The organism is Acrocarpospora phusangensis (assembly GCF_016862995.1).
GTDB lineage: Bacteria > Actinomycetota > Actinomycetes > Streptosporangiales > Streptosporangiaceae > Acrocarpospora > Acrocarpospora phusangensis.
In genome coordinates, this window is sequence record NZ_BOOA01000090.1 from 1 (window position 1) to 11,617 (window position 11,617).

10 protein-coding genes and 1 pseudogene are annotated in these 11,617 nt (G+C 70.8%); 10 read left to right on the forward strand and 1 reads right to left on the reverse strand.

Translation table 11 applies throughout. The features are described 5' to 3' along the window. The 8 genes and pseudogenes from Aph01nite_RS34780 to Aph01nite_RS34815 all read left to right on the forward strand — a co-directional run. Positions 1-181, forward strand: a pseudogene (locus Aph01nite_RS34780) (succinate--CoA ligase subunit alpha); the annotation flags it as partial. Next, positions 178-1,014: a hydroxypyruvate isomerase family protein gene (locus Aph01nite_RS34785; protein WP_204045304.1), complete on the forward strand. Its 837-nt coding sequence runs from the start codon at positions 178-180 to the stop codon at positions 1,012-1,014. The pseudogene Aph01nite_RS34780 and the gene Aph01nite_RS34785, both read left to right, overlap by 4 nt. Next, positions 1,011-1,880 (forward strand): 2-hydroxy-3-oxopropionate reductase, encoded by an 870-nt coding sequence (locus Aph01nite_RS34790; RefSeq protein WP_204045305.1) that lies wholly within the window; start codon positions 1,011-1,013, stop codon positions 1,878-1,880. The genes Aph01nite_RS34785 and Aph01nite_RS34790 overlap by 4 nt, the downstream gene beginning before the upstream one ends. After that, positions 1,877-3,601, forward strand: coding sequence for a glyoxylate carboligase (gcl, locus tag Aph01nite_RS34795; protein ID WP_204045306.1), 1,725 nt, complete (start codon positions 1,877-1,879; stop codon positions 3,599-3,601). Before Aph01nite_RS34790 ends, gcl begins: the two co-directional genes overlap by 4 nt. A gap of 125 nt (positions 3,602-3,726) precedes the next feature. Continuing rightward, entirely contained in the window at positions 3,727-5,277 is a 1,551-nt protein-coding gene (locus tag Aph01nite_RS34800; protein ID WP_204045307.1) for an aldehyde dehydrogenase family protein, read from the forward strand. A gap of 107 nt (positions 5,278-5,384) precedes the next feature. Continuing rightward, complete coding sequence (locus tag Aph01nite_RS34805; RefSeq protein ID WP_204045308.1) at positions 5,385-5,759, forward strand: MerR family transcriptional regulator; 375 nt, start codon at positions 5,385-5,387, stop codon at positions 5,757-5,759. After that, entirely contained in the window at positions 5,756-6,070 is a 315-nt protein-coding gene (gene trxA / locus Aph01nite_RS34810) for a thioredoxin (protein WP_239162207.1), read from the forward strand. The genes Aph01nite_RS34805 and trxA overlap by 4 nt, the downstream gene beginning before the upstream one ends. Before the next feature lie 25 nt (positions 6,071-6,095). Beyond that, on the forward strand, positions 6,096-6,785 hold the full coding sequence (locus Aph01nite_RS34815; protein WP_204045310.1) for an alpha/beta fold hydrolase: 690 nt from the start codon (positions 6,096-6,098) through the stop codon (positions 6,783-6,785). A gap of 19 nt (positions 6,786-6,804) precedes the next feature. Here the strand turns inward: Aph01nite_RS34815 and Aph01nite_RS34820 are convergent, their stop codons facing one another. Further along, the gene (locus tag Aph01nite_RS34820) at positions 6,805-8,640 is read right to left on the reverse strand and encodes a DUF2264 domain-containing protein (protein ID WP_239162208.1); all 1,836 of its coding nucleotides are present in this window, start codon (positions 8,638-8,640) and stop codon (positions 6,805-6,807) included. 222 nt (positions 8,641-8,862) lie between these two features. On the opposite strand from Aph01nite_RS34820, the gene Aph01nite_RS34825 reads away from it, so the two are divergent. Together Aph01nite_RS34825 and Aph01nite_RS34830 are read left to right on the forward strand one after the other, a co-directional pair. Then, positions 8,863-10,281: an aldehyde dehydrogenase family protein gene (locus Aph01nite_RS34825; RefSeq protein WP_204045311.1), complete on the forward strand. Its 1,419-nt coding sequence runs from the start codon at positions 8,863-8,865 to the stop codon at positions 10,279-10,281. A gap of 328 nt (positions 10,282-10,609) precedes the next feature. Then, positions 10,610-11,590: a hydroxyacid dehydrogenase gene (locus Aph01nite_RS34830; protein WP_239162209.1), complete on the forward strand. Its 981-nt coding sequence runs from the start codon at positions 10,610-10,612 to the stop codon at positions 11,588-11,590. Positions 11,591-11,617: the final 27 nt, after the last annotated feature.

Sequence of the window (11,617 nt, forward strand, 5' to 3'; positions counted from 1 at the left end):
GTATGTGGCGGGGTTCACCGCGCCGGAGGGCAAGACGATGGGCCATGCGGGCGCGATCGTGTCCGGGTCGGCCGGGACCGCGCAGGCCAAGAAGGAAGCCTTGGAGAAGGTCGGCGTGCGGGTGGGCAGGACCCCCAGTGAGACCGCCCGTCTCATGCGATCCCTGCTGGAGGGCGCATGACCTCCGGCGGGAAGGGCGGTCTCTCGCCTGGCGGCGAGCAGGGCGCGTTCGAGTTCGACGTCAACCTGTCCATCCTGTTCACCGAGCTGCCGCTGCTGGAACGGCCGGAGGCGGCGGCGAAGGCGGGCTTCGACGCGATCGAGCTGTGGTGGCCGTTCGACGGGCCTGTCCCGGCGGACCGGGAGATCGAGCGGTTGCGGCGGGCGATCGGCGACGCCGGGGTGCGGCTGGTCGGGCTCAACTTCGACGCGGGCGACATGGCCGCGGGAGACCGCGGGCTGCTCTCCGATCCCGCCACCTCGGACCGGTTCCGGGCCAACGTGGAGGTGGCGGCGGGTCTGGCCGACTCGCTCGGCTGCCGGGTGCTGAACGCGCTCTACGGCAACCGCGCCGACGGCGTTCCCGTCGAGGCGCAGCGGGAGACCGCGCTGGGCAATTTGCTGCTCGCGGCCGAAGCCGCGGCCGGGATCGACGCGGTCGTGGTCGTGGAGGCGCTCAACTCGCACGAGAACCCGCGCTATCCGATCACCTCGTCGGCCGCCGCGTTCGAGGTGATCGACGAGGTCGGGGTGCCCAACGTGGCGTTCCTGGCCGACCTCTACCACCTGCACCGCATGGGGGAGGACGTGCTCGCCCTGATCGACAAGGACGTATCCCGGTTCGGGCACGTGCAGGTCGCCGACGATCCGGGGCGGGGAGAGCCGGGGTCGGGCGGCATGCCGTACCCGGAGATCTTCGAACGGCTGGTGTCGGCGGGTTACCGCGGCCACGTCGGTCTTGAGTACCGGCCCACCGGGCCGAGCGCCGGCAGCTTCGCCTGGAGGAGCGGATGAACATCGCATTCATCGGGCTCGGGATCATGGGCACCCCCATGGCCGCGAACCTGATCCGAGCAGGTCACACCGTCGTCGGCTACGACGTGAGCGAGCAGCGGCTGGAGGAGCTGGCCGCCCTGGGCGGCAAGACGGCGGGCAGCCTCGGGGAGGCGGTCGCGCAGGCCCACGTGGCGATCACCATGCTGCCCGACTCGCCGCAGGTCGAAGACGTCGTCTTCGGCAGCTCCGGCCTGCTGGAGTACGGGTCGCCCGGGCTCCTGCACATCGACATGAGCACCATCAGGCCGGAGACCTCCCGCCGGGTGGCCCAGGCCGCCGCGGTCAAGGGCATCCGGGCCATCGACGCCCCGGTGAGCGGCGGCGAGCGGGGGGCCGTCGACGGCACGCTCTCGATCATGGTGGGCGGCCGGGCCGAGGACGTGGAGTCGGCCCGGGAGGTGCTCCGGGTGCTGGGCACCACGATCGTGCACGTGGGCCCGTCCGGAGCGGGCCAGACCGTGAAAGCCGCCAACCAGCTCGTCGTCGGCGGGATCTACGGCCTGATCGCCGAGGCGATCGTGCTCCTGGAGGCGTCGGGGGTGGACCCGGCGGCCGGCCTCGACGTTCTCGCGGGCGGGCTCGCCGGGTCCCGCATCCTCGAACTCAAACGCCACTCCATGATCAAGCGGGAGTTCGCCCCCGGCTTCCGGATCGACCTCCACCACAAGGACATGGGCATCATCATCGCCGCCGCCCGCGAGGCGGGCGTGGCGCTGCCGCTCACCGGGGTCGTGGCCCAGCTCATCGCCGCCGCGCGGGCCCAGGGCCACGGTTCGCTCGACCACTCGGCGCTGCTCAAGGTCATCGAAAGGATCAACGCATGAAGCGGATACCGTGCATGGAGGCCGTGGTCGCGGTCCTCGAGTCCGAGGGCGTGGACACCGTCTTCGGCATCCCCGGCGCGGCGATCCTTCCCCTCTACGCCGCCCTCCAGCACAGCTCCATCCGGCACATCACGGTGCGCCACGAGGAGGGCGGCACGCACGCCGCCGACGGCTGGTCCCGGGTGACCGGCAACGTCGGCGTCTGCATCGGCACCTCCGGGCCCGCCGGGACCAACATGATCACCGGGCTGTACACGGCGCTGGCCGACTCGATTCCGATGATCTGCATCACCGGGCAGGCCGAGCGGGCCAAACTCCACCAGGAGTCCTTCCAGGCGGTCGACATCGTGGAGATCGCCCGGCCGGTGACCAAGTGGGCGGTCCAGCTCAAGGAGCCCGCGCAGGCGCCGTGGGTCTTCCGGGAGGCGTTCCGGATCGCCCGGTCCGGGAGGCCGGGTCCGGTCCTCATCGACCTGCCGATCGACGTGCAGCGGGGCACCTGTCTGTACGATCCGGACCTGGACGCGCCGTTCCCCGTGGACGTGCCCCAGCCTTCGCCGGCGGCCGTCCGGGCTGCGGTGGACATGCTGACCCGGGCCGAGCGTCCGCTGATCCTGGCCGGCGGCGGAGTGATCATCGGGGACGCCACGGCCGAGCTGCGCGACCTGGCCGAGCATCTTCAGGTGCCGGTCCAGGTCACGCTGATGGGCAAGGGCGCCTTCCCCGAGGACCATCCGCTGTTCGCCGGCATGGCGGGCATCCAGACGCAGACCCGCTGGGGCAACGCGGCGTTCCTGGAGAGCGACCTGGTGCTCGCCGTGGGGGCCAGGTTCGGCGACCGGCACACCGGCGACCTGGACGTCTACCGCAAGGGCCGCAAGTTCATCCACGTCGACATCGAGCCGACCCAGATCGGCAAGGTCTTCGAGCCCGACCTCGGCGTCGTCGGGCACGCGCAGCCGACGCTCGCCGCGATGGCCGAGGCGGCGCGGCACCGCGGCAAGCCGCAGCGGGCCGGGCGGTGGGCGCGCCGGGTCGGGGAGCTGCGGGACACGATGGCGCGGCGCGACGACTTCGAGGACGTGCCGATCAAGCCGCCCCGGGTGTTCCGGGAGATCAACGAGTTCTATGGGCCCGACACGACGTTCGTGACCGCCATCGGCCTCTACCAGATCTGGTCCGGGCAGTTCCAGCGCACCTACCTGCCGCGCCGCTACCTGGTCTGCGGGCAGGCCGGGCCGCTCGGCTGGGAGATCCCGGCCGCGATGGGCGTCAAGTGCGCCTTCCCCGAGCGCGAGGTCGTGGCGGTCGTGGGCGACTACTCCTTCCAGTTCCTGATGGAGGAGATCGCGGTGGCGGCGCAGTACCGGATTCCGTTCGTCATCGTGATGATCAACAACGAGTACCTCGGGCTGATCAGGCAGGCGGAGATTCCGTACGACATGAACTTCGCCGTGGATCTGCACTACGGCGAGGGTGGGATCGACCACGTGAAGGTCATGGAGGCGTTCGGGTGCCCGGCCCGCCGGGTCGAGTCCCCCGGCGATCTGGAGGGCGCGCTGGCCTGGGCGAGCGCGGAGGCCGCGCGTGAGCAGCTGCCCGTGCTCGTCGAGGTCATGGTCGAACGTGAGGCCAACGCCGCGATGGGCCGGTCGCTGGACGCCATCAAGGAGTTCGAGCCCTTACCCCGACTCGCCCACGCCGTCGACTGGTCCGACTGAACTCCTCGACCGTTCGCGACGGCCTCGGCCGACGATCGACTCGCCTTCCCGACCGACCCGTTATCCCGATCGACCAGCCGTCGACGCCGACGGTCCGCCGGACATCCGCAGGAAAGGAAGACCTGATGCCGCTCGTTCTCAAGCCGGGGACCTCCTGGCAGGACGCGTACAGCCGGTGCTGCGCGGAGGCGCCGGAGGCGTTTCACGACGACCGGGTGCTCAACCACTGGGGCGGGATCTGGCAGCGCGACGGGCGGCCGGTGCCGGGGGTCACGCCGGTGGACGGCACGACGATCGCGGGGCCGCCCCGGCTGGATCGTTCGGCGGCCGTACGCGCGGTGCGGGCCGCGGTGGACGACCACCGGCAGTGGCGGCACGTGCCGCTTCCCGAGCGCGCGGCGCGGGTCACCGCGGCGCTGGACTCGATGACCGCGCACCGGGAGCTGCTGGCGCTGCTGCTGGTCTGGGAGATCGGCAAGCCGTGGCGGCTCGCGCTCGCCGACGTGGACCGCTGCATCGAGGGGGTGCGGTGGTATGTCGAGGAGATCGACCGCATGCTCGCGGGGCGCGCTCCGCTGCCGGGGCCGGTCAGCAACATCGCCAGCTGGAACTATCCGATGAGTGTGCTCACGCACGCGATGCTCGTGCAGGCGCTCGCGGGCAACGCGGCCATCGCGAAGACGCCGACGGACGGGGGGCTGTCCTGCCTGACGCTGGCGTGTGCCCTGGCCGTGCGTGAAGGGGTGCCGTTGACGCTGGTCAGCGGTGGCGGGGCGGAACTCTCGCCGGCGCTGGTGCGGGGGCAGGAGCTGGGCTGCGTCTCCTTCGTGGGTGGCCGGGACGCCGGCGGGCAGGTGGCCACCTCGCTCGCCGACCTCGGGCGGCGGCACGTTCTGGAGCAGGAGGGGCTCAACTGCTGGGGGGTGTGGGACTTCAGCGACTGGGAGACCCTGGCGCGGCAGATCCGGGCGACGTTCGACTATGCGAAGCAGCGGTGCACGGCGTATCCGCGGTTCGTGGTGCAGCGGTCGTTGTTCCATGAGTTCGTGGCGGCGTACCTGCCCGCGGTGCGGGGGGTGCGGTTCGGGCATCCGCTGGCGGTGGAGGCGCCGGATGATCCGCTGCCGGAGCTGGACTTCGGGCCGCTGATCAACAACGCGAAGGCGAAGGATCTGACGGATCAGATCGACGACGCCATCGCCAAGGGCGGAGTCCCGTTGTTCCGCGGGTCGCTGGACGACGGCCGGTTCCTTCCTGGTCAGGACATATCCGCATATCTGGCACCTGTGGCGATCCTGACGCCGCCCGGGTCCTCGCCGCTCTTCCACGCCGAGCCCTTCGGCCCGGTGGACACGATCGTGCTCGTGGACACGGAGGCCGAGTTGCTGGCCGCGATGAACGCCAGCAACGGCGCGCTCGTCGCCACCATCTCCTGTGACGACGGCCGGACCGCCCGGCGGCTGGCCACGGAGGTCCGGGCCTTCAAGGTCGGGCTCAACCGGCCCCGATCGCGCGGCGACCGCGAGGAACTCTTCGGGGGGCTCGGCGGCTCCTGGCGGGGGGCCTTCGTCGGCGGCGAACTCCTGGTCCGCGCGGTCACCCAAGGCCCCGACGACGAACGCCTCCCCGGCAACTTCCCCGACTACACGAGCATCCCCGACCGAGCCATCGCCTGAGAGCGGTGGAGGGAAATTCAGGGGTTGACCCTGACGTTGGTGTGAGCGTTTAGGTTCGGGTGGCCGGTGGGTGTGGCCGCCGGTGGTGGGTGCTGGTGGAGGGCGAGATGCGGATTGGGGAGTTGGCGCGGCGGGCGGGGGTGAGTGTTCGGGCGTTGCGGTACTACGAGGACCAGGGCCTGGTTCTGGCCCGGCGGGCCGCCAACGGGTACCGGGAGTACGACGAGGCCGATGTGCGGCTGGTCGCTCAGATCCGGTCGCTGATGGCCGTGGGGTTCACGCTCGAGGACGCCCGGCCGTTCGTCGCCTGCCTGCGGGCCGGGCACGCGTCAGGGAACGCCTGTCCGGAGTCCGTCGCCGTCTACCAGCGCAAGCTGGCCGAGATCGACGCCGAGATCCGGGCGCTGGCCGCCCGGAGGGCCGAGGTCGCCGGTCAGCTCAAGCAGGCCTGCCCTGGATGCGCGATCAGGAGAATCGAATGATCACAGTGACCACGGAGAGCTTCGACGAGGACGTGCTGAAGAGCGACCGTCCCGTCCTGGTGGACTTCTGGACCGAGTGGTGCCCGCCGTGCCGCATGCTCGCCCCGATCCTGGACGAGATCGACGCCGAGTACGGCGACCGCCTCGTCATCGCCAAACTCAACGCCGACGAGCACCCCGAGGTGGCGATGCGCTACAACGTGCTCGGCTACCCGACCCTCAACCTCTACCGGAACGGCGAGATCGTCCAGCAGATCAAGGGCGCCAAGCCCAAGCGGATGATCCTGGCCGATCTCGCCCCGCATATCTGACCGGATAACGATTAACCTGCTCGTTATGGGCATTGCCGAGATGGACACCGTCGAGCTCGCGTACGTGGAACGGGGTGAGCCCGGCGGGGTTCCGCTGTTCCTGATGCACGGACTGACCGATCGCCCGGACACCTGGGACGTGTTCGTCTCCGGGCTTGACCGGCACATCATCGCCTTGGCCGCGCGAGGGCACGACCGCAGCCCTCGTACGGCCGAGTACAGCGTGGATCTGATGGCGGCGGACGCGCTGGCGTTCATCGACGGGCGGGGATTCGAGCGGATCGATCTGGTCGGGCATTCGATGGGCGGCGCCATCGCGATCCGGATCGCGCAGGAACGTCCGGGGTTGATCCGGCGGCTGGTGCTGGAGGAACCCCCGGTGCCGCCGCGTCAGCCGCCGGCTGTCGAGGTGGAGTCCTTCCCCGAGCCTGACGAGCCGCTGGATTTCGACTGGCGGGCGGTCGACATGATCCGTCGTGGCGTCCGGGCTCCGAACGCCGCGTGGTGGGATCGTCTCGGCGCCATCACCGCGACCACGCTGATGATCAGCGGGGGCGAGACGGGCTTGTTGCCGCCCGCCGTCTTCGCCGAAGCGGCCGAGAACATCCCGGACGCGAAGTTCGTCATCATCGACGTGGGACATTGCATCCACGAGGGCGCCCCCGAGGCTTTCGCGGACCTGGTCCTGCCTTTCCTCGGCGCGGATCCGGCGTAACGCGTCCCGGACGCTGCCTTCATGCGCTTGGCATGGGCTGATACAGCCGGATCAGGTGGTCCGCGATGGGGTTTTCGTGAGTCGACAGCGCGGCGGCCAGGGTGGGCGGGGTGAGCCATTCGCCGGTGGTCGGCGGAGTGGTGAGGGCCAGGACGGCTGAGGTCAGCCAGTGGGTGCCCGGCGGGAGTTCGGTGCGGAGGGTGGGGATCGTGGTTCGGCGGGCGATGACGTTGGTGCCGGGGAGGGGATGAATCAGGTCGCCGTGCCGGGATGGTGCGGGACTGAGGGATTCGATCTGGCAGAGGCCCGCGGGGGTGTGAATGCGGGCGTGGCCTGGGCCGGTCGCGGTGCGATGGGGTGGCGTGTCGCGGTTCAGGGCGAAAGCGCCTTCGGCGGTGTGAAGGGTACGGACCGTGTGGATGCGGTGGACGCGCAGATGCCAGGGCACGTGGGCGATGAGCCAGGTCTCGATGTCCACGTCTGGTGAGGGGCTCCAGCGGAAGTAGTGGAGTCCGGCTGACGCGGCGGCGTCCAGGGGGACCTCGCAGGGGCGCCAGTGGTCGCCGTCCTCGCTCAGGGCGAGGGTGCTGTCGAAGGCGCCCTGGTCCAGGCCCCACGTCCCCGCGGGGACGCTGAAGCCGAACGCCGTCGAGTAGGCGAACTTCGTGTATTTGGCCGCGCCGTGGCGTACCCAGTTGTGGTGCTGGCGGGACGTCAGCATGATCACTTGGCGGCCTTCGTCGCAGCGCATCAGGGTGACGCCGGGGTCGGGCTGGGTGCTGGTCGCCGGGAGGTCCGGTGCTGGGGCCTCCTCGGCTTGCCAGAACGGGTGGGTGGAGGGGAGCGCGAGGGGGAGGAAGGCTTTCAGGGCCCAGTAGGGGGAGCCGGGCGCGTTGTACTGCTCGGCCAGGTGGGGCTGCGGATACGCGTACCCGATCGTGAGAAGTCCGGAGTCGTCGCGGATGGGACGATCGAGCCACCAGCGCAGGTGGCGGAGGAGATGGCCCTTGATCACGGGCCACGGAAGCGCTTCGACGCCGGCGAAGGCGAGAGCCCCCCAGAACGCGCCCTGGGCGAACCGGTAGGTCATGCTCCTGCCGTACGGGACGGCTGCGCCGTCCGTGGTGAACCAGTGCTGGAAGTCGTGGGCGAAGACGGCGGCGCGTTCCGTCAGGCGTGCGGCCCGGGTGGTGTCGTCGGTCAGGGCGGCATAGATCAGGGCGTAGTAGTGCATGGCGAACGGGATGTAGTAGTCCCGCTGGGGTGTACGGCCGTCGCTGTACCAGCCGGGGCCGAGCGCGTACGACTCCAGCGTGTCGAGTCGTGTGTGCACCGGCTCGGTGGCGACGCCCACCCGGTCGAGGCCCAGACCGACGAGAACGGGGAAGAACTGCCAGTTGTTCTCGACCGCCCGTACGGCCATGGAGTCCCGGAGCCAGGTGGCGACGGTGTCGCGCTGGCGGCCGGTGAGCGGGTCCCAGAGTCTCTCGGGCGCGAGCGCGAGGGCGAAACCGATCGCGGCGGTCTCGACCAAGCGCTGGTCGATGTCGGTGACCGGACCCCAGTACTCGGGATGCGCCGGATCGGTCCCGTTGGCGAGCCCTTCCCGCCACAGGTCCCAGTGCGCGAAGTCCGCACCGCCCGCCGCCAGCGGAGCCAGCCCCCACAGGGGCCGGGCGAACGCCTCCAGTTCGGCCGCCGCGTCGGGGTAGTGCGCGGTGTTGGCTCCGAGCCGCAGCCGGGCGCGTCCCGGGCTGAACCGGGGGAGCAGCGGTTCCACCAGCTCCCGGACCAGCTCCCGCGTCTCCTCCCGCCCGCACTCCTCCAGGGCAGCTGACCAGGCCGATCGTTCCAACGCGCGTCCCCCGATGGTGACGAATGCACTTCTCCGCGAAGGTTGCCGCTCCCGGCCACAACTGTCAAGGCTTAGTTTTAAGTAACAGCAGAAGTCCCGGGGCCTGCCCGTAGCCGCTGCGCACAGATGGTGATATATCCGGAAATTTCCACCCGGATCTACCGCCAGAAACCCATGCTCAAGACCTTATTTTAGGCATACGAGTAAGCTTAGAATCCCGGCATGACCGCCACACTCGCCTCCGGCAAGCTCTACATCGACGGTGCCTTCATCGAAGCAGAGGCCGCCGCCACCGCCCCCGTCCACGAGAAGGCGACCGGCACGCCCATCGGCGCTTACGCCCAGGCCACCCCCGCCGACGTGGACCGCGCCGTGGCCGCCGCCCGCGCCGCCCAGCCCGGCTGGGCCGCCCTGAGCGCCCCCGCCCGCGCGGCCCATCTGGACCGCTTCGCCGCCCACCTGCACAGCCGGTACGACGAGCTGATCGACCTCAGCATGCGCGAGACCGGCGGCGTACGCGCGAAAGCCGAGGACGAGGTCTCCGCGGGACTGCGCCAGCTGGCCATCTCGGCGGTCCAGGCGACTCAGACGGCCGGCGACATCCTCCAGCCGTACAAGGAGGGGAAGCTCTCGCTGTCCCGGGCGGTCCCGCTCGGCGTGCTCGGGGTGATCACGCCCTGGAACTACCCGCTCAACCTGGCGATGCGCGCCGTCGCCCCCGGCCTGGCCTTCGGCAACACGATCGTCCTCAAGCCGGCCGAGCTGACGCCCATCCTCGGCGGCCAGATCCTGGCCGAGGCCGCCCACCACGCCGGTTTCCCGCCGGGCGTCTTCAACCTGGTCACCGGCGACGGGCCCGAGGCGGGGCACGCGCTGGCCGAGCACCGCGGGCTGGACCTGCTCGACTTCACCGGCTCCCGGGAGGTCGGCCTGGCCATCGCCGCCTCGGCCGCCACCGACCTGCGCCAGATCCGCCTCGAACTCGGCGGCTCCAACGCCTTCGTCGTCCTGGAGGACGCCGACGTCGACCTGGCGGTCTCCTGCGCGCTCATCGCCTCCCTCGAATTCCAGGGCCAGACCTGCATCAGCGCCAGCCGCCACATCGTCCTGCGCGAGGTCGCCGACCGGTATGTGGAGACGGTGACCCGCCGGGTGGCGGCGCTCCGCGTCGGCGACCCCGTCCGCGAGGACGTCGACTTGGGCCCGCTGATCAGCGAGACCCAGCGGGACCGGGTCCACCAGTCGATCGTGCAGCCGTCCGTGGCCAAGGGCGCCGTCGTGACCACCGGGGCCACCTACGAGGGCCTGTTCTACCGGCCGACCGTCCTGACCGGCGTCACGCCCGACATGCCCGCCTTCGCGGAGGAGATCTTCGGCCCGGTCATCCCGATCACGGTGGTCGACTCGGAGGAGGAGGCCGTGGAACTCGTCAACGGGTACCCGATGCTGATGAACTCGGTCTTCAGCGCCGACCTGATCCGCGGCATGACGGTGGCAGAACGCCTCCAGGCGGGCGAGGTCCACGTCAACGACGCCCACGCGCGTCACGGCGCGGAGAACCAGATGCCCGGCTTCACCCGCCGCCAGTGGATCGGCGTCCAGCGCACCCCCCTCGACCTGCCCGCATGGACCCGCAGGTGAAAACTGCGCATCCGGCTCGGCTCGGCTCGCGTGGACTCGCCGGTGAAGTCTGCGCACCGCACTCGGCTCACCTGCACGGACCCGCGGGTGAAACTGCGCATCCGGCTCGGCTCGGCTCGCGTGGACTCGCCGGTGAAGTCTGCGCACCCCACTCAACCCACCTGCACGGACCCGCAGGTGAAACTGCGCACCCAGCCCGGCTTGTCCGCGTGGACCCGCCGGTGACCGCTGCGTTCGTCTGCGTGGATTCGCGGCGCTCGCCGGTGAACGGGAGGTCTGAATGACGGCGTCCGATTCGGGGCAAGTGCGGGCGCGGGTTGAGTTCGCGATGTTTCCCGATCTTCCGCCACGGCTGTTCCCGCCCCCGGTCGTGGAGCGGCTGCGGCGCGTGGCGGAGATCGATCTCGGCGATCCGCTGACCGAGTTCCGGTCGTTGGGCGCACAAGCCCGTCTCCGTGAGGCGGACGTCCTGCTGACCGGCTGGGGCAGCCCCCGCCTGGACTCCGCCGCGCTGGTTCATGCCGCCGGGCTCAAGGCCGTCGTGCACGCCGCGGGAACCGTCAAGGGCCACCTCGGCCCGGAGGTCTTCGCGCGCGGCGTGCCGGTCAGCTCCGCCGCCGACGCGAACGCCGTCCCCGTCGCGGAGTACACCCTCGCGATGATCCTGCTGGCCGGCAAGGGGGTGCCCGGGCTCGCCCGCGAGTACCGCGCCGCCCGCGCCGACCTGCGTCTCCCGCGCCGGGATCTCACGATCGGCAACTACCGCAGGACGGTCGGCCTGCTCGGCGCGTCCAAGATCGGTCGCCGGGTGCTCGCCCTGCTGCGGCCCTTCGACTTCCGGGTGCTGCTCTGCGACCCGTACGTGGACGCGGCCACCGCGGGGGATCTCGGCGCGACCCTGGTCGGGTTGCCGGAGCTGTTCGCCACCGCCGACGTGGTCTCCCTGCACGCCCCGGCCACCGAGGAGACCAGGGGCCTGGTCAGCGCGGGGCTCCTGGCCTCGATGGCCGATGGCGCGACGTTGATCAACACCGCTCGGGGCTCCCTGGTGGACGAGGACGCGCTGATCAAGGAACTCCGGACCGGGCGCATCTCAGCTGTACTGGACGTGACCGAGCCGGAGATCCCGGCGGCGGGCTCGCCGCTCTGGGAGCTGCCCAACGTCGTCCTGACCCCGCACGTGGCCGGCGCGCTCGGCAACGAACTGCACCGCCTGGGGGAGTCGGCCGCGGACGAGGTGCTCCGGGTCCTGACCGGCCGCTCGCTGCGGCATCCAGTCGACCCCGCCGTGCTCGCGATCACCGCCTGAAGAGAACCGCCTGAACAGAGCCGCCCT